The 19,512-nt window shown below is 60.6% G+C and carries 18 protein-coding genes and 1 tRNA gene; 7 read left to right on the top strand and 12 right to left on the bottom strand.

Annotated features, from left to right (window positions below):
* Positions 1 to 20: 20 nt before the first annotated feature.
* Positions 21 to 974, top strand: a complete 954-nt coding sequence (locus tag AC3ZU9_RS02685; protein ID WP_015885686.1) for a hypothetical protein — start codon at positions 21 to 23, stop codon at positions 972 to 974.
* 69 nt (positions 975 to 1,043) lie between these two features.
* Here the strand turns inward: AC3ZU9_RS02685 and dinB are convergent, their stop codons facing one another.
* Positions 1,044 to 2,102: a DNA polymerase IV gene (gene dinB / locus AC3ZU9_RS02680; RefSeq protein WP_046035254.1), complete on the bottom strand. Its 1,059-nt coding sequence runs from the start codon at positions 2,100 to 2,102 to the stop codon at positions 1,044 to 1,046.
* Between the two features lie 278 nt (positions 2,103 to 2,380).
* Here dinB and AC3ZU9_RS02675 point away from each other — a divergent pair.
* From AC3ZU9_RS02675 to AC3ZU9_RS02665, 3 genes are all read left to right on the top strand, one after another.
* Positions 2,381 to 2,457, top strand: a tRNA-Met gene (locus tag AC3ZU9_RS02675).
* A 279-nt stretch (positions 2,458 to 2,736) separates the two neighbouring features.
* Positions 2,737 to 5,379, top strand: a complete 2,643-nt coding sequence (gene mprF / locus AC3ZU9_RS02670) for a bifunctional lysylphosphatidylglycerol flippase/synthetase MprF (RefSeq protein ID WP_015885688.1) — start codon at positions 2,737 to 2,739, stop codon at positions 5,377 to 5,379.
* Positions 5,379 to 6,665 (top strand): virulence factor family protein, encoded by a 1,287-nt coding sequence (locus AC3ZU9_RS02665; protein ID WP_046035253.1) that lies wholly within the window; start codon positions 5,379 to 5,381, stop codon positions 6,663 to 6,665. The genes mprF and AC3ZU9_RS02665 overlap by 1 nt, the downstream gene beginning before the upstream one ends.
* A gap of 136 nt (positions 6,666 to 6,801) precedes the next feature.
* On the opposite strand, the gene recJ is transcribed toward AC3ZU9_RS02665, so the two are convergent.
* A complete protein-coding gene (gene recJ / locus AC3ZU9_RS02660; protein ID WP_490090284.1) occupies positions 6,802 to 8,511 on the bottom strand; it encodes a single-stranded-DNA-specific exonuclease RecJ in 1,710 nt (569 codons plus the stop codon).
* Positions 8,512 to 8,668: 157 nt separating this feature from the next.
* A complete protein-coding gene (locus AC3ZU9_RS02655) occupies positions 8,669 to 9,211 on the bottom strand; it encodes a YaeQ family protein (protein WP_003193952.1) in 543 nt (180 codons plus the stop codon).
* Positions 9,212 to 9,359: 148 nt separating this feature from the next.
* Between AC3ZU9_RS02655 and AC3ZU9_RS02650 the strand changes: the two genes are divergently transcribed.
* Together AC3ZU9_RS02650 and AC3ZU9_RS02645 are read left to right on the top strand one after the other, a co-directional pair.
* On the top strand, positions 9,360 to 10,559 hold the full coding sequence (locus AC3ZU9_RS02650; protein ID WP_490090283.1) for a CaiB/BaiF CoA transferase family protein: 1,200 nt from the start codon (positions 9,360 to 9,362) through the stop codon (positions 10,557 to 10,559).
* Entirely contained in the window at positions 10,559 to 11,431 is an 873-nt protein-coding gene (locus AC3ZU9_RS02645; RefSeq protein WP_490090282.1) for a TIGR02285 family protein, read from the top strand. Before AC3ZU9_RS02650 ends, AC3ZU9_RS02645 begins: the two co-directional genes overlap by 1 nt.
* Positions 11,432 to 11,601: 170 nt before the next feature.
* Here the strand turns inward: AC3ZU9_RS02645 and AC3ZU9_RS02640 are convergent, their stop codons facing one another.
* On the bottom strand, positions 11,602 to 11,886 hold the full coding sequence (locus AC3ZU9_RS02640) for a DUF3509 domain-containing protein (RefSeq protein ID WP_043205838.1): 285 nt from the start codon (positions 11,884 to 11,886) through the stop codon (positions 11,602 to 11,604).
* Positions 11,887 to 12,203: 317 nt separating this feature from the next.
* Between AC3ZU9_RS02640 and AC3ZU9_RS02635 the strand changes: the two genes are divergently transcribed.
* Positions 12,204 to 12,404: a hypothetical protein gene (locus tag AC3ZU9_RS02635; RefSeq protein WP_043205840.1), complete on the top strand. Its 201-nt coding sequence runs from the start codon at positions 12,204 to 12,206 to the stop codon at positions 12,402 to 12,404.
* An 87-nt stretch (positions 12,405 to 12,491) separates the two neighbouring features.
* On the opposite strand, the gene thrC is transcribed toward AC3ZU9_RS02635, so the two are convergent.
* The 8 genes from thrC to rpsP all read right to left on the bottom strand — a co-directional run bounded on the left by thrC (position 12,492) and on the right by rpsP (position 19,490).
* A complete protein-coding gene (thrC, locus tag AC3ZU9_RS02630) occupies positions 12,492 to 13,901 on the bottom strand; it encodes a threonine synthase (protein WP_046035251.1) in 1,410 nt (469 codons plus the stop codon).
* A gap of 67 nt (positions 13,902 to 13,968) precedes the next feature.
* Complete coding sequence (locus AC3ZU9_RS02625; protein WP_025854832.1) at positions 13,969 to 15,273, bottom strand: homoserine dehydrogenase; 1,305 nt, start codon at positions 15,271 to 15,273, stop codon at positions 13,969 to 13,971.
* A gap of 129 nt (positions 15,274 to 15,402) precedes the next feature.
* Positions 15,403 to 16,134, bottom strand: coding sequence for a thioredoxin fold domain-containing protein (locus AC3ZU9_RS02620; RefSeq protein ID WP_015885696.1), 732 nt, complete (start codon positions 16,132 to 16,134; stop codon positions 15,403 to 15,405).
* A gap of 141 nt (positions 16,135 to 16,275) precedes the next feature.
* The gene (xerD, locus tag AC3ZU9_RS02615) at positions 16,276 to 17,172 is read right to left on the bottom strand and encodes a site-specific tyrosine recombinase XerD (RefSeq protein WP_015885697.1); all 897 of its coding nucleotides are present in this window, start codon (positions 17,170 to 17,172) and stop codon (positions 16,276 to 16,278) included.
* A 373-nt stretch (positions 17,173 to 17,545) separates the two neighbouring features.
* Positions 17,546 to 17,896 (bottom strand): 50S ribosomal protein L19, encoded by a 351-nt coding sequence (gene rplS, locus AC3ZU9_RS02610; protein ID WP_003175895.1) that lies wholly within the window; start codon positions 17,894 to 17,896, stop codon positions 17,546 to 17,548.
* A gap of 45 nt (positions 17,897 to 17,941) precedes the next feature.
* Positions 17,942 to 18,715, bottom strand: a complete 774-nt coding sequence (trmD, locus tag AC3ZU9_RS02605; protein ID WP_173390389.1) for a tRNA (guanosine(37)-N1)-methyltransferase TrmD — start codon at positions 18,713 to 18,715, stop codon at positions 17,942 to 17,944.
* Positions 18,697 to 19,233: a ribosome maturation factor RimM gene (gene rimM, locus AC3ZU9_RS02600; RefSeq protein ID WP_015885699.1), complete on the bottom strand. Its 537-nt coding sequence runs from the start codon at positions 19,231 to 19,233 to the stop codon at positions 18,697 to 18,699. The genes trmD and rimM overlap by 19 nt, the downstream gene beginning before the upstream one ends.
* 5 nt (positions 19,234 to 19,238) lie before the next feature.
* Positions 19,239 to 19,490: a 30S ribosomal protein S16 gene (gene rpsP / locus AC3ZU9_RS02595; RefSeq protein ID WP_003175899.1), complete on the bottom strand. Its 252-nt coding sequence runs from the start codon at positions 19,488 to 19,490 to the stop codon at positions 19,239 to 19,241.
* Positions 19,491 to 19,512 lie beyond the last annotated feature (22 nt).

Below are 19,512 nucleotides of genomic sequence, written 5' to 3'. Positions count from 1 at the left end.
AAACCAGATCAAGAGAAGTCATGTTCAAGCGAAACACCAGAGCCCTGGGGGGCGCCGCCTTGTGCGGCGCCCTGCTGGTCAGCGGCTGCGCCAACCAGATGTCGCAACGCAGTGAGCACGAGGAGCGAGTCGAGCGTAAGTTGCTCGACCACAGCCTGCAGATCGATGTAGGCGAACCCAAAGTGCTGGAGCTGCCGCAACGCCGGGTACGCATTCACGAGCAAAAGACCTTCGAGGTCACTGAGTTCGAAGTCACCCGTCGCTACGATCGCTACACCCCTTACCAACCCTGGCGCAAACTCTATGAGATGCCCTTGGGCGCGGTCGCTTTGGTGGCGGGCGCGGGCGCCAACGTGGTGAACATCTTCGCCCTCGGCAACCTGCCGACCAGCATGACCCACGACTGGCTGACCTACGGTGTGGACGGTCTCAACCCGTTCATGAACGTGCAATCCCACGGCCGTGCGCAACAGAACCTGGCGGGCATCGATGAAGTCCAGCGCGACAAGCGTGTGGAGTATTCGAGCCTGCCCTGGAGCGAACGCCCGGTGCAGGTCACTGCCGGCAAGCAAGTGCATGAGCTGACCACCGACCGCAACGGCGTGCTGCGCCTGAACCTGTTGGACAGCCCGTTTGCCGAGCAGGACTTGAACCGCGTCACGACCTTGAAGATCAGCGTGGAAGATGGCCAGGACGATGTGCATTCGGACTCGACCCTGGCGATCAGCAACACCCTGCGCGGCAAGTTGCTGGAAGCCCATGGCCTGATCTACGACGACCTGGAAGACGACGAAGTCAGCCAGTGGGTGCACCGCGTCAAGCGCCTGTCGGAGCTGGGCCTGGAAGAGGAAGCCAGCGAGCTGGAACAAAGCCTGATCGAACTGACCCGCAATGATCCCGAGTTGCAACAGGAATTCCTGCAGGCACTGACCAAGGATGCGGGGCGTCTAGTCGCAGACCCTGGAGCACGCTGAGACGCTCGAAGTGTTGCAGAACAAATATGGGAGGGGGCGTGCCCCCTCCCATATTTTAGTTCCGGGTTCCTACCAGGAGAACTCGAGCTGTTCGTTGCCGTTGCTCAGATCCAGCAACCGCACACCAATCCCCAACAACCGCACCGGCTTCCCGCCACGATTGAACGCCTGGGTCAGCAGTTGCTGATAACTCTCCAGGTCCCGCCCGGCCCCCGCCTGTTCCAGGGTTGTCTGGGTAAAGTCATGAAACTTCACCTTAACGAACGGCTTGCCCGCACGGTAACTGCTGTCGATGCGCGCCATGCGTCCGGCCAGGGTTTCCATCAATTCGGGGAGTTTGGCCAGGCAGCTTGAGAGGTCAGGCAGGTCCACGTCGTAGGTATTTTCTACACTGATCGACTGCCGGCGACTGTCGTTCTGCACGACACGATCATCGATCCCACGGGCCAGGCTCCACAGCCGCTCGCCAAAACTGCCGAATTCGCGCACCAGCGCCAGCTTGTTCCATTCACGCAACTGCAAGCAGTCTTCTATGCCCAGGCGCGCGAGCTTGTCGGCGGTGACCTTGCCCACACCGTGCAACTTGCTCACTCGCAACTGCGAGACAAAGTCTTCGACCTGGTCCGGGGTGATCACGAACAACCCGTTGGGTTTCTTCCAGTCACTGGCGATCTTGGCCAGGAACTTGTTCGGCGCCACGCCTGCGGACACGGTGATGTGCAATTGGTTGGAGACGCGGCGGCGAATGTCCTGGGCGATACGCGTGGCGCTGCCGCCAAAATGCGGGCTGTCGGACACGTCCAGGTAGGCTTCATCCAGCGACAGCGGTTCGATCAGCTCGGTGTAATCGCGAAAGATCGTCTGGATTTCCTTCGACGCTTCCTTATAGGCATCCATGCGCGGCTTGACGATGGTCAGGTCCGGACACAGCTTCAAGGCATGGCGTGACGACATCGCTGAGCGCACCCCGTAGGCGCGTGCCTCGTAGTTGCAGGTAGCGATCACCCCGCGCCGGTCCGCCGAGCCGCCCACCGCCAACGGCTTTTGCGCCAGGCTCGGGTCATCGCGCATCTCGATGGCGGCGTAGAAGCAATCACAGTCGACGTGGATGATTTTGCGCTGCGTCATATAAACGGGGTGTGAACCTACGGGGCGCCAGTATCGCATTCACACCTGTATATAGCACCAGTAGTTTGAATCTTCCGCTTGAGCGGTAGGAAAATTCCAAGATGAATTTATTTTCTCAATCGAATTTCGCATCCCAATAGAGCTGAAACCCTCGGCCCGACTGGCCCAGAGCCTCATCAGGCGTTAGCTTGGAGAGCTAACCACTTGAACCACAAGCGCTTTTCTTCAATTCACAGGTTGACACACACGCGTTCCTCTGTAGAATGCCGACACACAGACGCGGGATGGAGCAGTCTGGTAGCTCGTCGGGCTCATAACCCGAAGGTCGTCGGTTCAAATCCGGCTCCCGCAACCAAACATCAAAAAAGGCTACTCGAAAGAGTGGCCTTTTTTGTATCCGGTAAAAAAGTTCTTCTGAAACAATGGCATGGCATCTTTCATGAAACCCCACGCGGGTTGTAGAGTCCATGTCATTGCAAGCTATGCTGAATGCTCAAGCACTACCCTCTACGACCAATGGCCGCTGTCGCCGACCCCGGTGATACGCGTTAATATTTGTAATTATTTTGTCCATAGGGATTGGTAACTTGGCTGGATACCTCCATCCTGTCGCGCACAATCCACGAGGTGATTGATGCGCGCCAACTCGTCTGAACCACAAGACACCGTCACAGCAGAACAACCGATCCCGCCAACGCGTTTGCGTTGGCTGGACCTGGTGAGCAAGTACCGGCAACCCATCGGGCTGGCCGTCACGTTGCTGCTGTTCGCCATCGCCTTGATCGCTTGCCGACACCTGCTGTTGGAGCTGGACCTTTACGCCCTCCACGACTCGATCCTGGAAGTGCCCAAGCCCGCCCTGCTCGGCGCATTTGCCGCGGCCGTCGCCGGCTTTGTGATTCTATTGGGCTACGAGTTTTCCGGTGCGCGCTATGCAGGGGTGAAGCTACCCGCCAAGACCCTGGCCCTGGGCGGCTTTACCGCGTTTGCCATTGGCAATGCGATTGGCCTGTCGATGCTCTCGGGCGGCTCGGTGCGTTACCGTTTATATGCACGCCATGGTATCGGGGCGTCGGAAGTTGCCCACATGACGGTGTTCGCCAGCCTGGCCCTGGGCTGCGCACTGCCGCCCCTGGCTGCACTGGCCACCTTGAGCAACCTGCCGGCGGCATCCACCTATCTGCATCTGCCGCAAAGCCTGCTTGGCGGCATCGCCGGCGCAGTGCTGCTGTTGTCGGTGGTGTTGTGCATCGGCATTTATCGCCGTCGCCTGCCGGAACAGCCCTACCCGGACAACCTGCTGGTCAAAGCCGGCCGTCGTACGCTGCGCCTGCCGGGTCGCCGCCTGACCTTCCTGCAACTGATCATCACCGCACTGGACGTCGCCGCTGCCGCCACCGTCCTTTATATGCTGCTGCCGGAAGCGCCGCCCTTCGGGCCCTTCCTGCTCGTGTACCTGCTGGCCCTGGCCGCCGGCGTGCTCAGCCATGTACCGGGCGGCGTGGGGGTATTCGAAGCGATCCTGCTGGCGGCCTTCGCCGATAAACTCGGTGCCGCGCCATTGGCTGCTGCCCTGCTGCTGTACCGCATGATCTATGTGGTGCTGCCGCTGCTGATCGCCTGCGTGTTCCTGCTGGTCAACGAAGCCCAGCGTCTGTTCCAGACCCAGCAAAGCCTGCGGGTCGCCTCGGGGCTGGCGGCGCCAGTACTGGCCGTACTGGTTTTTTTGTCCGGCGTGGTCCTGCTGTTTTCCGGCGCCACGCCCGAAATCGACTCACGCCTGGAAAACATCGGCTTCCTGATTCCCCACCGCCTGATTGACGCCTCGCACTTCGGCGCCAGCCTGATCGGCGTGCTCTGCCTGCTGCTGGCCCAGGGCCTGCGTCGACGCTTGTCAGCCGCCTGGATGCTGACCATGGTGCTGCTGCTGGTGGGCGCCCTGCTCTCGCTGCTCAAAGGCTTCGATTGGGAAGAAGCCAGCCTGATGACCATGACCGCCATCCTGCTGGCAATCTTCCGCCGCTCATTCTACCGCGCCAGCCGCCTCACCGAGCTGCCCTTCTCGCCGCTGTACCTGGTCGCCAGTGTCTGCGTGCTGGGAGCCTCGATCTGGCTGCTGCTGTTCGCTTACCAAGACGTCCCTTACAGCCACCAGCTGTGGTGGCAGTTCACCCTGGACGCCAACGCCCCACGCGGGTTGCGCTCGCTGCTGGGCGCCGCCGTGCTGCTGGTGATCGTGTCGCTCACCTGGCTGCTGCGCACCGCGCGCCCGGTGATCCACCTGCCGACCCCCGACGAACTGGAGCGCGCCAGCAAGATCCTGATGGCCTCGTCCCAGCCCGACGGCGGCCTGGCGCTGACCGGTGACAAGGCGCTGCTGTTCCATCCCAATGATGAAGCTTTCCTCATGTACGCCCGTCGCGGGCGCAGCCTGGTAGCCTTGTACGACCCAATCGGCCCGACCCAGCCACGCGCCGAAATGATCTGGCAGTTCCGCGACCTGTGCGACATCCACCACGCGCGCCCGGTGTTCTACCAGGTCCGCGCGGAGAACCTGCCGTACTACATGGACATCGGCCTCACCGCGATCAAGCTGGGCGAAGAAGCCCGCGTCGACCTGAAACGCTTTGACCTGGAAGCCAAGGGCAAAGAGATGAAGGACCTGCGCTACACCTGGAACCGCGGCACCCGGGACGGTCTGTCCCTGGAGATCTTTGAACCGGGCACGGCGCCGATGGATGAGCTCAAGGTCATCTCCGATGCCTGGCTGACCGGCAAGAACGTGCGGGAAAAAGGCTTTTCCTTGGGGCGTTTCAGCGACGACTACCTCAAGCACTTCCGCATTGCGATCATTCGCTTCGAAGGGCGCCCGGTGGCCTTCGCCAACCTGCTCGAGACCTACAACCATGACCTGGCCAGTCTCGACCTGATGCGCGCCCACCCGGACGCGCCCAAGCTGACCATGGAGTTCATGATGGTCGGCCTGATTCAACACTATAAGAGTCACGGCTACGCGCGCTTCAGCCTCGGCATGGTGCCGTTGTCGGGCCTGCAACCACGCCGCGGCGCCCCGCTGACCCAACGCCTGGGCTCGATGGTGTTCCGACGTGGCGAGCAACTGTATAACTTCCAAGGTTTGCGCCGCTTCAAAGACAAGTTCCAGCCTGACTGGGAACCCCGTTACATGGCCGTGCCCGCAGGACTTGATCCGCTGGTGGCACTGGCCGATACCGCCGCCCTGATCGCGGGCGGCTTGACTGGATTGGTGAAACGCTGATGATTCGACGTTCCTGGCGGTATGTATTGGCCTTTGTAGTGCTGCTCGCCCTGATCCTGGGTGGCGGCTATTGGTACTGGAACCGCCCTGCCCCGCAGCCGACCCTGGAGCAACTGCCCCAGGCCGACGGTTCGGTGATGACCCGCGTGACCCCGTACGGCACGCCCAAGGCCCGTGTGGCCGTGGCCGTGATGGCCGATGAAACCCTGACGGACAGCCAACTGATTGCCTTGAGCCAAGGCGGCAAGGCGCAGATTGTCCAGGTGATCCTGCCCAAGGACGATTGCAAGCTGCAGGAACAAGCCCTGCAAAGCGCCCTGGGCCAGCTCAAGGGCCCGGCGACGCTGGTCAGCGGCATCGGCCCTGGCGCAAGCCTGGCCTGGCGCTGGCTGGCGGCACAGAGCGACGACAAGGCCAACGCCATCTCCGTCGGTTTCGCCATGACCCAGCCAGGCTGCAACGACCCTTTGCCGAAAACCTCAGCCCACGGCAATTGGCTGGTGGCCTGGAACGACAACCCTGAGGATGATGCCGCCAGTTTCGTACGCGATACCCCACGTGCCACGACCAGCATCAGCGACTACGACATTCATTACCCGCAAGTGCTGAACAACGAGCTGCGCAAGCAACTGGTGGGCTCGGACAACGGCGGCCTGGCGATTCCAGTGGTTGAAGTACCGGCGGGCCAAGCCAAGGACACCGTCACCCTGTTCCTCTCCGGCGACGGCGGCTGGCGTGACCTGGACCGCGACGTGGCCGGTGAAATGGCCAAGATCGGCTACCCGGTGGTGGGCATCGACACCCTGCGCTACTACTGGCAGCACAAGAGCCCGGAACAAAGCGCCAAGGACCTCACCGAGCTGATGCAGCACTACCGGCAGAAGTGGGGCACCAAGCGCTTCGTGCTGACCGGTTACTCGTTCGGCGCCGATGTACTGCCGGCCATCTACAACCGCCTGCCGGAAAACGAGCAACAGCGCGTGGACGCGATCATCCTGCTGGCATTTGCGCGCACTGGCAGCTTCGAGATTGAAGTGGAAGGTTGGCTGGGCAACGCCGGCAAAGAAGCCGCCACCGGCCCGGAAATGGCCAAGCTGCCGCCTGAGAAAGTGGTGTGCATCTACGGTGCGGAAGAAGTCGACGAGAGCGGCTGCACGGATAAGACCGCCGTGGGTGAAGCCTTGAAGTTGCCAGGTGGGCATCACTTCGACGAGAACTACCCGGCGCTGGCCAAACGGTTGGTGGATATCATCGTGAAGCACCAGGCTAAGGACAAAGCCGAGTAATTTCTGCCATACGCAAAACCAAATGTGGGAGGGGGCTTGCTCCCGATAGCGGTGGGTCAGCCAAAGATCAGTTGGCTGGTCTACTGCCATCGGGAGCAAGCCCCCTCCCACATTGGCTTTGTGGTGTTGCTTAGATCTAGCGTGGCTCGATGTGCGCGATCATCAGTTGCACGGTTTCATTCCCGCGAAACTCGTTCACATCCAGCTTATAGGCCAGCTCCACCCAACGCACCGTCGGGTTCGGCCAGACCTCACGGTCCACCCCAAACGCAATGCCGTCGAGCTTCACCGACCCGCATTCGCTCTTGAGCACCACTTTCAGGTGCCGCTCGCCCACCACGCGCTGTTCCACCAACTGAAACACCCCGTGAAACAACGGCTCGGGAAAGTGTTGCCCCCAAGGGCCCGCGTGCCGCAATGCGCGGGCCAGTTCCAGGTGAAACTCTTCCACTGCCAGAGTACCGTCGGACAGCAGGCGCCCGGTCAGGTCTTCTTCGCGCAGCTGCCGACGCACTTCGGCATCAAAGGCCTCGGCAAACAGCGGGAAGTTTTCTTCGGGCAGCGTCAAACCGGCCGCCATGGCATGGCCGCCGTATTTGGCGATCAGGTGGGGATGCTGGCTGGCGACCACCGCCAGCGCATCGCGGATATGAAACCCCGGCACAGAGCGCCCTGAGCCCTTGAGCAGGCCATCACCGGCATCGGCGAAGGCGATGGTCGGGCGGAAATAGCGCTCTTTCATGCGCGAGGCGAGAATGCCGATCACGCCTTGGTGCCATTCCGGGTCGAACAGGCACAGCCCGTAGGGCATCGACTCCACCGGCAAGTCCTTGAGCTGGGCCAGGGCCTCGCGCTGCATGCCTTGCTCGATGGATTTACGGTCCTGGTTCATGCCGTCCAGTTGCGCGGCCATTTCACGCGCGGCGGAAACGTCGGTGGTGAGCAGGCATTCGATGCCCAGGCTCATGTCATCCAGGCGCCCGGCGGCATTCAGGCGCGGCCCGAGGATAAAGCCCAGGTCGGTGGAGGTGATATGTGCCGCGTCGCGCTTGGCCACTTCAAGGATCGCCTTGATCCCCGGCCGTGCGCGACCGGCGCGGATGCGCTCCAGGCCCTGATGCACCAGGATGCGGTTGTTGGCGTCCAAGGGCACTACGTCGGCCACACTGCCCAGGGCCACCAGGTCGAGCAGTTCGCCGATGTTGGGTTGAGGCTTATGCTCGTACCAGCCCAAGCTGCGCAGGCGCGCCCGCAGGGCCATCAGCACGTAGAAGATCACGCCCACACCGGCCAGCGCCTTGCTCGGGAACTCACAGCCCGGCTGGTTCGGGTTGACAATGGCATCCGCCGCCGGCAATTCATCGCCGGGCAAATGGTGGTCAGTTACCAACACCTTCAGCCCGGCCGCTTTCGCCGCCGCCACGCCTTCGACGCTGGAGATACCGTTGTCCACGGTGATCAGCAACTGCGGCTCGCGCTGCAGCGCGACTGCGACGATTTCCGGGGTCAGGCCGTAGCCATACTCGAAGCGGTTGGGCACCAGGTAATCGACATGGGCGGCGCCGAGCAAGCGCAGGCCCAAGGTGCCCACGGTGCTGGCAGTGGCGCCGTCGGCGTCGAAGTCGCCGACGATGAGGATACGCTGGCGCTGTTCCAACGCGGTCACCAGCAAGTCCACCGCTGCGTCGATGCCCTTGAGCTGCTGATAGGGAATCAACCGCGCCAGGCTTTTGTCCAGCTCGGCTTCGGACTGCACCCCGCGCGCGGCGTAGAGACGGGTCAACAGCGGTGGCAAGTCACCGAGAAACGGCAGGACGGCAGGCAACGGGCGAGGATCGATACGCATGGGGCGACGGGAGCTTCTCTTTGATAAAACGGTTAAACAACAAGGCTACAAACGACACAGGTCATTGTGGGAGGGGGCTTGCTCCCGATTACGGTGTATCAGTCGATGTGGTGCTGACTGAACCGCCGCGATCGGGAGCAAGCCCCCTCCCACCGTTTCAACCGCGTTCGCCGACCAGCCATTGCAGTTGGACTTCATGCTGGCCACGGTCGTCGGTGACGAAAATCGTGCCTTCACTGATCATCACGTCCCACTTGATAACGCGGGGCATGTCCTTGGCCAGCGTCTCGAGGACTTCCTGAGGCACGGCGGCGATGTGCACGTTTTTCAGGTTATTCGCCACAGGCACCACCTTGCCTTCCCACACCCGCAGGCTGCCGTAGGCCAGCAGGCTGGTGCGTTCGGTGCGGCGTGAGCACCAGGTGAGGCGGTCGGCATCCGGCTGGCCGACTTCAATCCAGTGCAAAACCCGGTCATCCAGGCTTTTTTCCCACAGGGCTGGCTCGTCTACATCTGACAGGCCACGACCGAATGCCAACTGCTCGTTGTACCAGAGGGCGTAGGCCAGCAGACGTACGGTCATGCGCTCTTCGGTTTCCGAAGGGTGGCGGGCGATGGTCTGTTTAACGCTCTCGTACACCGAGCGGTCAAGGTCGGTGAGGTTGAGTTCGAATTTGTAGGTCGTGGACGGCTGGGCCATGAACGGACTTCTAGAGACAGGGAAAGGCGGCCAGTCTAACCGATGGCGAGGCCATTCAACGAATCCTGCGCTGCATCATCCTTATCCCTGGGCCGCTCGCCTATGTTAAAAGGCATCACACCACCGCCCCGCGCAGACAAGGATCCTCATGTCGTTTAATGCCAAACCGCTTGCCGGCCTGAAAGTCATCGAACTCGGCACCCTGATCGCCGGCCCGTTCGCCTCACGTATCTGCGCGGAATTCGGCGCCGAGGTGATCAAGGTCGAATCGCCGGACGGCGGCGACCCGCTGCGCAAATGGCGCAAGCTGTACGAAGGCACGTCGCTGTGGTGGTTTGTGCAGGCGCGCAACAAGCAATCGCTGACGCTGAACCTCAAGCATCCGGACGGCCTGGCCATCCTCAAACAGCTGTTGGCCAACGCCGACATCCTGATCGAGAACTTCCGCCCCGGCGTGCTGGAGAAACTCGGCCTGAGTTGGGAAACCCTGCACGCCCTCAACCCCAAGCTGGTGATGGTGCGCCTCTCCGGCTTTGGCCAGACCGGGCCAATGAAAGACCAGCCTGGGTTTGGTGCGGTGGGTGAATCCATGGGTGGCTTGCGCTATATCACCGGGTTCGAAGACCGCCCGCCGGTGCGTACCGGCATTTCCATCGGCGATTCGATTGCCGCGTTGTGGGCGGTGATCGGCGCGCTGATGGCGCTGCGTCACCGCGAAGTCAACGGCGGCCTGGGCCAGGTGGTCGATGTGGCGCTGTATGAAGCCATCTTCGCCATGATGGAAAGCATGATCCCGGAGTTCGACGTGTTCGGCTTTATTCGCGAACGCACCGGCAACATCATGCCCGGTATTACGCCCTCCTCGATCCACACCAGCGCCGACGGCAAGCATGTGCAGATTGGCGCCAACGGGGACGCGATCTTCAAGCGCTTCATGTCAGCCATTGGCCGTGAGGACTTGGCCAACGATCCCTCGCTTGCCAGCAATGACGGACGCGACAGCCGTCGCGATGAGCTGTATGGGGTGATTGATCGCTGGGTGAACTCACTGCCGCTGGATCAGGTGGTGGAGCGGCTGAATAAAGCCGAAGTGCCTGCCAGCCGGATCTACAGTGCCGAGGACATGCTGGGCGACCCGCAATTCCTTGCCAGGGAGATGTTCCTCAAGGCCCAACTTCCCGACGGCAAGGCGTTCAAAATGCCGGGCATCGTGCCCAAGTTGTCGGACACGCCGGGCAGCTGTGAATGGGTGGGGCCACAGTTGGGTGAACATAACAGCACGGTGCTGAGCAGCCTGGGTTATGACGCGGCCGCGATTGTGCGTTTACGCGAGGACGGCGCGATCTGATGGCTCGTCGGCTTATTCAGCTAGGCCTCAGCGTCATGTTCGCCTGCGGCTGGCCCCTGCCGGCCAGCGCTGAAGACACGCTGATCTGGCTAGTGCGTGACTTGCCACCTTTGACCATTTTCGAAGGCCCGCGCAAGGGCCAGGGCGCGCTGGATCAACTATTGCCGATACTGATCGAGCGCCTGCCGGAATACCGGCATCAGGTGCTGCACGTCAACCGCGCTCGGGGCACGCAAATGTTGAGTGAACCCTCATTCACCTGCGATCCATCGCTGCTGTGGACGCCGGAACGGGCCAAGTACGTGGTGTTTTCTCGCCAGGCGTTCGTTACCCCCAGCAATGGCATCGCGATACGGCGCAGCCAACAGGACGCCATGGCGCCGTTCATCGTGGACGGCCAGTTCGACCTACAGGCTTTTCTCGACGCCCGTGGAACGCGGGTGGGTGCCACGGCGGAGCGCAGCTACGGCCCGGTTATCGATGAGCAGCTTAAACACGCCGATGCGCGCACACTGGCGCTTCATTACGGCAACGACGCCCTTGGCAGCTTGTTGCAAATGCAGCGCCGGGGACGGCTGGAAGCGGTGTTGGGGTATTGGCCGGAAATCCGCTATCACGCGCTGCAACAGAGGATTGCTTCGGACGACCTGAGCTTTTATCCGATCAAAGGCTCATTGCCCTACCAACGTACGCATATCGCCTGTTCGGATACCGCCCTGGGCCGTCATGCCATTGAACGAATCGACCAAGTGCTGCGCGACATCCCACAGAAACAGGTGCAGCAGTCCTATGCTGCTTGGCTGGATCCGGTCATGCGCGAACAATACCTGCGCGACAACCCGCGCTTTTTCCAGGACTCACCCGAACCGTGACAAATCGCAGGCAAAAAGAAACCCCGAAGGGTGGGGAGACACCTCGGGGTTAAACGTGGCCTACAAAGACCCGCACAACAAGGCACAAACACCGGAGCACAATGTTTGCTCTTGCTGTTACGAAATCTGACCGGCCACGTTGTAGGAAGTTTCCATAGTTAAACAATTCTTCATGCGACGGCGGGGCTGCGCGTCTGGGCAGCGTTGCGCAAGGCTGCAATGACCGACGGTTCCAGGCGCCCTTCGGCAATCTTGAGGTCGCGCAACAGGCAATCCACCACATCCACCAGCACGCGCTTGTCCATCAGTTGCGCACGATCGACTTCACGCTCGACCACGATAGCGCCAGCAGGATTCTTCACCGTCACCAGGCACTCGCCCTGCACACCAGAGGTGGTCAGCGTAACCTGATAAGGGCTCAGTGCTTCTTCGAGCAATAGGCTGATACTTTCCATCTCGATCACCACTCAATAGTTCGGGAACAATCGTTTCAACGGGAGCTGCATCTATCCTAAGTGACTGTTTGTGACGTAGGAAAGTTCGCTTTATCGTCTTTATGGGGCCGTCAGGGGGTGACGGATTCCAGCATGCGCTTGCAACATGACAACCAAAAAACGGCCGCACACAAGTGCTTACGCAATGGTGGGCCGTTTTGAGGTTTGCCGAAGGCTCGGACCAGAGGTGAATCCTATACTCGGTGAGCGCCGGTGGCTCCGCCACGCAGATAACGCGCAGGTCAGAAGGCCCTTGTTGATTGCGAAGGATAAAGACGATGCTGGAACACGATAAAGAGCAAGCTGCGTTAGAGAAGATTCACGCCGACATATCACGCATTTATGCGGAGCAACGCAAACTCACTGCTGAGACACACAAGATAACCCGTGAGAATTTCTGGTATCCCTTAGGGGTCGTCATGGCCATGTTTACAGCGTTCAGCACCGTATTGGCCATCGTGCAGAAACTGCTCACCTAGTCGCTTGCGCCAAGTGGGGCCTGCCAAAACAAAAAACGCCGCTGACCCAAGGAAGGGAAAGCGGCGTTTTTGTCTACGCGGTGTGCGTTACAGCGGCTTACCCCGGTTGCCGTGCTGGCTCACAAACGCCTGCACAGCCTTCAGGTCATTGGCCAATACGGTGCAACGCTCTTCACGCTCGAACAGGTTTGCCAGGTGCACCGGCAATTCCAGTGCCTTGCCAACCCCGGCCTTCTCCACCGCTTCCGGGAATTTCACCGGGTGCGCGGTGCCGAGTATCACCATCGGGATGTCCAGGCTGCGACGGCATTCGCGCGCGGCCTTCACACCGATGGCGGTGTGCGGGTCGAGCAGCTCGCCGGTCTGGGCGTAGACTTCAGCGATGGTTTCGCAGGTCTGTGCGTCGTCCACGGCCAGCGAGTCGAACAGCTTGCGGGTTTCGGTCCAGCGCTCTTCGTCAACGCTGAAACCGCCACCGCTCTTGAAGGTGTCCATCAAGCCGGCAATCGCCGCGCCGTTGCGACCGTGCATGTCGAACAGCAGGCGCTCAAAGTTCGAAGAAACCATGATGTCCATCGACGGTGACAGGGTCGCGTGCAGGGTTTCCTTGACGTACTGGTTGCCGCTCATGAAGCGGTGCAGGATGTCATTGCGGTTGGTGGCGACGATCAACTGGTTGATCGGCAGGCCCATGTTGCGCGCCAGGTAACCGGCGAAGATGTCGCCGAAGTTGCCGGTTGGCACCGAGAACGACACCGAACGCGCCGGCCCGCCCAACTGCAGGGAGGCGTGGAAGTAGTAGACGATCTGGGCCATGATCCGCGCCCAGTTGATCGAGTTCACCGCCACCAGGCGCGTGCCTTTCAGGAAGCTCTGGTCGGCGAAGCTGTTCTTGACCATTTCCTGGCAGTCATCGAAGTTGCCTTCGATGGCGATGTTGTGGATGTTCTCGCCAAAAATGGTGGTCATCTGGCGACGCTGCACTTCCGACACGCGCTTGTGCGGGTGCAGGATGAAGATGTCGACGTTTTCGCAGTGCTTGCAGCCTTCGATGGCGGCCGAACCGGTGTCACCGGAGGTGGCGCCAATGATCACCACGCGCTCACCGCGCTTCTCCAGCACATAATCCAGCAAACGACCGAGCAGTTGCAGGGCGAAGTCCTTGAACGCCAGGGTCGGACCGTGGAACAGTTCAAGCACCCACTCGTTGCCATTCAGCTGGCGCAGAGGCGCGATGGCGCTGTGGGAAAACACGCCGTAGGTCTCTTCCAGAATCTTTTTAAAGTCCGCATCGGGAATGCTGCCGGTGACGAACGGGCGCATCACCCGGAAGGCCAGCTCGTGGTACGGCAGGCCGGCCCACGAAGCGATTTCTTCCTGGGTGAAGCGTGGCAGGTTTTCCGGCACATACAGGCCGCCGTCAGTGGCAAGGCCTGCCAGCAAGACATCTTCGAAATTCAGGGCCGGTGCCTGGCCGCGGGTGCTGATATAACGCATGACTGGCTCCTCTAGAGCATTCTTGAACAAGGGCCGCCGAACCTGCGGGGCCCTTGCAGCAAAACCATTAGTTCAGGTGTTCGACGCGAATCCGCACCACCGGCCCGACGACGCCCTGCAGGGCTTCCAGCGCGGCGATAGCATCGTTGATGTGCTGTTCGAGCACGCGGTGAGTCAGCAGGATCATCGGCACCTGGCCGTTTTGCTCCTCGACTTCCTTCTGCATGATCGACTCGATGTTGATGCCGCGCTCCGACAGGATGCTGGCGACCTGGGCCAACACGCCCGGATGGTCTTGGGCCTGGATGCGCAGGTAGTAGGCGCTTTCGCAGGCTTCGATCGGCAGGATCGGGTGGGCCGACAGCGAATCCGGCTGGAAGGCCAGGTGCGGCACGCGGTTTTCCGGGTCGCTGGTCATGGCGCGGACCACGTCCACCAGGTCGGCGATCACCGACGAAGCGGTCGGCTCCATGCCGGCACCGGCGCCGTAGAACAGCGTCGAACCCGCGGCATCACCGTTGACCATCACCGCGTTCATCACGCCATTGACGTTGGCGATCAGGCGGTCGGCCGGGATCAGCGTCGGGTGTACACGCAACTCGATACCGGCCGGTGTGCTGCGCGCCACGCCCAGGTGCTTGATGCGATAACCCAAGGCTTCGGCGTAGTTCACGTCGGCGGTGGTCAGCTTGGTGATGCCCTCGGTGTAGGCCTTGTCGAACTGCAGCGGGATACCAAAGGCAATGGACGCCAGGATGGTCAGTTTGTGCGCCGCGTCGATGCCTTCCACGTCAAACGTCGGGTCGGCTTCGGCATAACCCAGGGCCTGGGCTTCGGCCAGCACGTCTTCGAAGGTACGGCCCTTCTCGCGCATTTCGGTGAGGATGAAGTTACCGGTGCCGTTGATGATGCCGGCGACCCAGTTGATACGGTTGGCGGACAGGCCTTCACGGATCGCCTTGATCACCGGGATGCCACCGGCCACGGCGGCTTCGAACGCCACGATCACGCCCTTCTCGCGCGCCTTGGCGAAGATCTCGTTACCGTGCACGGCGATCAGCGCCTTGTTGGCGGTGACCACGTGCTTGCCGTTCTCGATGGCCTTGAGCACCAGCTCGCGGGCCACGGTGTAGCCACCGACCAGCTCGATGACGATATCGATTTCAGGGTTGGTGGCAACGGCGAAGACATCGTTGGTAATCGCAATACCGGTCGTTTGGAACTGAGGCTTTGGCGAACGCGTGGCAATTTGCGCCACTTCAATCCCGCGGCCTGCGCGACGGGAAATTTCTTCAGCATTACGCTGAAGTACGTTGAAGGTGCCGCCACCGACGGTCCCTAACCCACAGATGCCTACTTTGACCGGTTTCACTGAAGAACTCCCCATGAAACGGCCGACGCTAGGTCGGCCGTGGAAAACAGCCGCACAACTGCGGCTTTCAATTAATGGCCCGTCGACTTAGCCACGGGCCATGATCGTCAAAGGTTCGACGATGCTGGTTTATTTGGCACTCAGCGCCAGTTTGGCAACTTGTGGTGCCGGCTGGTAGCCCGGAATCACCTGGCCGTCAGCCAAAACGATGGCCGGTGTACCGTTCACGCCAATGGACTGGCCCAGGGCGAACTGCTTGGAAACCGGGTTGGCGCATTTGGCCGCCTTGATTTCCTTGCCGTCGACCATCTTGTCCATGGCCGCCTTCTTGTCGGCTGAGCACCATACGGCTTGCAACTGCTCGTCACCCGGCGAACCCAGGCCCTGGCGCGGGAACGCTACATAGCGTACTTCCACGCCCAGCTTGTTCAGCGCAGGCACTTCGGCGTGAAGCTTGTGGCAGTACGGGCAGGTGGTGTCGGTGAACACGGTGATGTGCGTCTTGGTCTCGCCGATGGCCGGGTACACCACGGTTTCAGCCACCGGGATGCCGTTGATCAGCTTGGACACGCCCAGGCGCTCGGCCTTCTCGGTCAGGTTGACCGGCTTGCCGTCCTTCAACTGGAACAGGTAGCCCTGCACGATGTACTGGCCGTCGGCACTGGCGTACAGCACGCGGCTGCCCTTGAGCTTGACTTCGTACAGGCCGGCCATCGGGCTGGCGCTGATGCTTTCGATCGGCGTGTCGAGCTCCAAGTTGGCCAGGCTCTTGCGAATGGTCTGCTCGGCCGCGTCATCGGCGACAACAAAGGTGGAAACCAACGCAATGGCTGCGGCGGCAATAATCTGGGTCAAGCGCATGGGAACTCCTGAAGGCAGATGCAAGGACGGGTGCAGGTACGCCGATATGAAACCCGGGTGTGGGCCGTCCCCTTTGCTAACCGGCAAAGCCTACCACAGTTGGGCCGCAGGGCAGCCCGTGGCGGGATAAAATGGCGGTTTTCACCCCCGCGGGTGGTGCTTGGCGTGCATATCCTGCAAGCGCGCGCGCGCCACGTGGGTGTAGATCTGGGTTGTGGATAAGTCGCTGTGCCCGAGGAGCATTTGCACCACCCGCAAATCGGCGCCGTGGTTGAGCAAATGGGTGGCGAATGCATGTCGCAGGGTATGGGGCGACAGGGCCTTGCCGATCCCGGCGACCTTGGCCTGGTGCTTGATGCGATGCCAGAAGGTCTGGCGGGTCATCTGCTCGCCGCGCAAGCTGGGGAACAGCACATCACTGGGGCGCCCGCCCAGCAGTTCGCCACGCGCATCGCGCATATAGCGCTCCACCCACACAATCGCCTCCTCACCCATCGGCACCAGCCGCTCCTTGCTGCCCTTGCCCATTACTCGCAGCACGCCCTGGCGCAGGTTCACTTGCTCCAGGGTCAGGCTGATCAGCTCGGTCACCCGCAGCCCGCAGGCATACAACACTTCGAGCATGGCGCGGTCACGCTGGCCGATGGCTTCGCTCAGGTCAGGGGCGGCGAGCAAGGCATCCACGTCGGCTTCCGACAGGGACTTGGGCAATGGCCTACCGAGTTGCGGCATCTCGACTTGCAGGGTGGGGTCGAGGGCGATCAGTTTTTCTCGCAGCAGATAGCGATAAAACCCACGCACACCCGAGAGGAATCGCGCCGTGGAGCGTGGCTTGTAGTTCTGCTCCAGGCGCCAGGCCAGGTGATCGAGGATCAGCTCGCGGCCGGCGTTGATCAGTTCGAGGTTTTTCTCCTGCAACCAGCCATTGAACAGCGCCAGGTCGCTGCGATAAGCCTGGCGAGTGTTGTCCGACAGGCCTTTTTCCAGCCAGAGGGCGTCGAGGAAGCGGTCGATCAGGGGGTGGTCAATGGCGGGCATGGGGGCTCAGGCAAAATTATGTGGCGTCTGTCAGATCCTATCGCAGGCAAGCCCGCTCCCACAGTGGATCATCGTCGGTCACAACATGGGGGCAGGCAACACAGCCTGCGATAGCCGTAGGTAGATACACAACACTGTAGTGAGCGGGCTTGCCCCGCGCTGGGCTGCGAAGCAGCCCCAATAAAAGCACTGCTGCGCTCCAGATAGAGCCAATTCGCCTGGTTTGGGGCCGCTTCGCAGCCCAGCGCGGGGCAAGCCCGCTCACTACAAAGATGTGTAGCCATCCAGGCTGTGTTAGCGGCGACCCGTTAACAAATTTCAGGCACAAAAAAGCAGCCCGTAGGCTGCTTTTTTCTGCATCGGGAAGCTGGACTTAAGCCAGTTTTTCCTTGATGCGAGCTGCTTTACCGGACAGGTCACGCAGGTAGTACAGCTTGGCTTTACGTACGTCACCGCGACGCTTGACGGCCATGCTGTCGATTTGCGGGCTGTAGGTCTGGAAAGTACGCTCTACGCCAACACCGTTGGAGATTTTACGAACAGTGAAAGCACTGTTCACACCACGGTTACGCTTGGCGATTACCACGCCTTCGAACGCTTGCAGACGCGAACGGTCGCCTTCCTTCACTTTCACCTGAACGACAATAGTGTCGCCCGGGGCAAAGGTAGGGATCTCTTTGGTCATCTGCTCTGCTTCGAGTGCAAGGATGATTTTGTTAGTCATGCTGTGCTCCTAAGGTAAGTCAATGGACCTACCATCGATACGTTGTTAACTATCGTCCCGCGCGAGGATGTATTCCTCGAGCAGCTTCTTCTCTTCTCCAGAAAGCGAGCGGCTTTCCAGAAGATCGGCGCGTCGTTCATAGGTCCGACCAAGGGACTGCTGTAAACGCCAACGCCGGATGTGTGCGTGATTGCCACTTAGCAATACGTCGGGAACACGCTGATCCGCATACACCTCCGGACGGGTGTAGTGCGGGCAATCCAGCAAACCATCCGTGAAGGAATCTTCCTCCGCGGAGTCCGCATGCCCTAAAGCTCCAGGCAGCAGTCGTGTAACCGCATCTATCAGGACCATCGCCGGCAGCTCACCGCCAGACAGGACATAGTCCCCAATCGACCACTCTTCATCGACATGAGCCTCAATAAAGCGCTCGTCAATGCCTTCATAGCGACCGGCAATCAGGATCAGTGCTTCCTCATTCGCCAGTTCGCGCACCCCAGCCTGTTTCAGCTGGCGGCCTTGAGGGGACAGGTAAATTACCTTCGCCTTCTCCCCGGCGGCGGCCTTGGCCTGAGCCAACGCGTCTTCCAGGGGCTTGATCTTCATCACCATGCCCGGGCCACCGCCAAATGGGCGATCGTCCACAGTGTGATGTCGATCCGTCGTGTAGTCTCGCGGGTTCCAACAGGTAAGCTGCAACAGCCCCTGTTTCACCGCCCGACTGGTGATGCCGTACTCGCTGATGGCGGAGAACATCTCGGGAAACAAACTGATCACTTCAATGCGCAAATTAGCCACGCTTAGAAGTCCGCGTCCCATTCCACCTTCATCTCGCCTGCTTCCAGGTCGACAGCCAACACGCATTGCTTCGTATAAGGCAACAGGCGTTCGCGATCATCCAGGCTGCCAGCGCAAGGCTTGACCACCATTACATCATTGGCGCCGGTTTCCAGAAGATGATCGATTTTCCCGAACAATTGCCCGAGTTGATCAATAACCTTCAGACCTTCCAGCTGGTACCAGTAGTACTCGCCGTCGGTCAATTCAGGGAACAGGTTGCGCGGCACGCAGATCTCATAACCGGCCAGAAGACGAGCTTCTTCACGGTCATCAAGACCCTTGAGCTTTGCGACCAGGAACTTATCGCTCCCGCGTCCACTGACCAGCTCGACCTGTTTCACACTACCTTCGCGCTTGAGCGTCCAGGTCTTGTACTGCAACAGGTTTTCAGTCGGATCAGTAAAGGAATACACCTTCACTTCGCCGCGAACGCCATGAACAGAGTAAATCTTGCCGATAACGATCAAATCATCAGCAACAGCTGGCGTCGCGTTCATATTGCTCAGGCTGCGGCCTTAGCCGAGTCCTTCAACAGTTTTGCAACGCGCTCGGATGGCTGTGCACCCACGCTCAGCCAGTAGGCTACGCGCTCTTGGTTCACGGACAGACGAACTTCTTGACCACGAGCAACAGGGTTGAAGAAACCAACCTGTTCCTTGTGCGAACCGTCGCGCGGGTTGCGGCTGTCGGTTACGGTCAAGTGGTAAAACGGGCGCTTTTTGGAGCCGCCAAGGGCAAGACGGATTGTTAGCATGTGAACATCGTTCCTGTAGTCG

The organism is Pseudomonas sp. A39, assembly GCF_058145955.1.
This window is presented reverse-complemented; position numbering and strand designations above follow the sequence as displayed.

Excerpts from the sequence above, each read along its gene's own strand:
- AC3ZU9_RS02640 (WP_043205838.1), bottom strand. The coding sequence starts at position 11,886 with ATGGAAAGTATCAGCCTATTGCTCGAAGAAGCACTGAGCCCTTATCAG.
- AC3ZU9_RS02665 (WP_046035253.1), top strand. The coding sequence starts at position 5,379 with ATGATTCGACGTTCCTGGCGGTATGTATTGGCCTTTGTAGTGCTGCTC.
- AC3ZU9_RS02685 (WP_015885686.1), top strand. The coding sequence starts at position 21 with ATGTTCAAGCGAAACACCAGAGCCCTGGGGGGCGCCGCCTTGTGCGGC.
- AC3ZU9_RS02635 (WP_043205840.1), top strand. The coding sequence starts at position 12,204 with ATGCTGGAACACGATAAAGAGCAAGCTGCGTTAGAGAAGATTCACGCC.
- dinB (WP_046035254.1), bottom strand. The coding sequence starts at position 2,102 with ATGACGCAGCGCAAAATCATCCACGTCGACTGTGATTGCTTCTACGCC.
- rpsP (WP_003175899.1), bottom strand. The coding sequence starts at position 19,490 with ATGCTAACAATCCGTCTTGCCCTTGGCGGCTCCAAAAAGCGCCCGTTT.
- thrC (WP_046035251.1), bottom strand. The coding sequence starts at position 13,901 with ATGCGTTATATCAGCACCCGCGGCCAGGCACCGGCCCTGAATTTCGAA.
- AC3ZU9_RS02620 (WP_015885696.1), bottom strand. The coding sequence starts at position 16,134 with ATGCGCTTGACCCAGATTATTGCCGCCGCAGCCATTGCGTTGGTTTCC.
- AC3ZU9_RS02655 (WP_003193952.1), bottom strand. The coding sequence starts at position 9,211 with ATGGCCCAGCCGTCCACGACCTACAAATTCGAACTCAACCTCACCGAC.
- rimM (WP_015885699.1), bottom strand. The coding sequence starts at position 19,233 with ATGAACGCGACGCCAGCTGTTGCTGATGATTTGATCGTTATCGGCAAG.
- AC3ZU9_RS02645 (WP_490090282.1), top strand. The coding sequence starts at position 10,559 with ATGGCTCGTCGGCTTATTCAGCTAGGCCTCAGCGTCATGTTCGCCTGC.
- trmD (WP_173390389.1), bottom strand. The coding sequence starts at position 18,715 with ATGGGACGCGGACTTCTAAGCGTGGCTAATTTGCGCATTGAAGTGATC.
- mprF (WP_015885688.1), top strand. The coding sequence starts at position 2,737 with ATGCGCGCCAACTCGTCTGAACCACAAGACACCGTCACAGCAGAACAA.
- recJ (WP_490090284.1), bottom strand. The coding sequence starts at position 8,511 with ATGCGTATCGATCCTCGCCCGTTGCCTGCCGTCCTGCCGTTTCTCGGT.
- AC3ZU9_RS02650 (WP_490090283.1), top strand. The coding sequence starts at position 9,360 with ATGTCGTTTAATGCCAAACCGCTTGCCGGCCTGAAAGTCATCGAACTC.
- xerD (WP_015885697.1), bottom strand. The coding sequence starts at position 17,172 with ATGCCCGCCATTGACCACCCCCTGATCGACCGCTTCCTCGACGCCCTC.
- rplS (WP_003175895.1), bottom strand. The coding sequence starts at position 17,896 with ATGACTAACAAAATCATCCTTGCACTCGAAGCAGAGCAGATGACCAAA.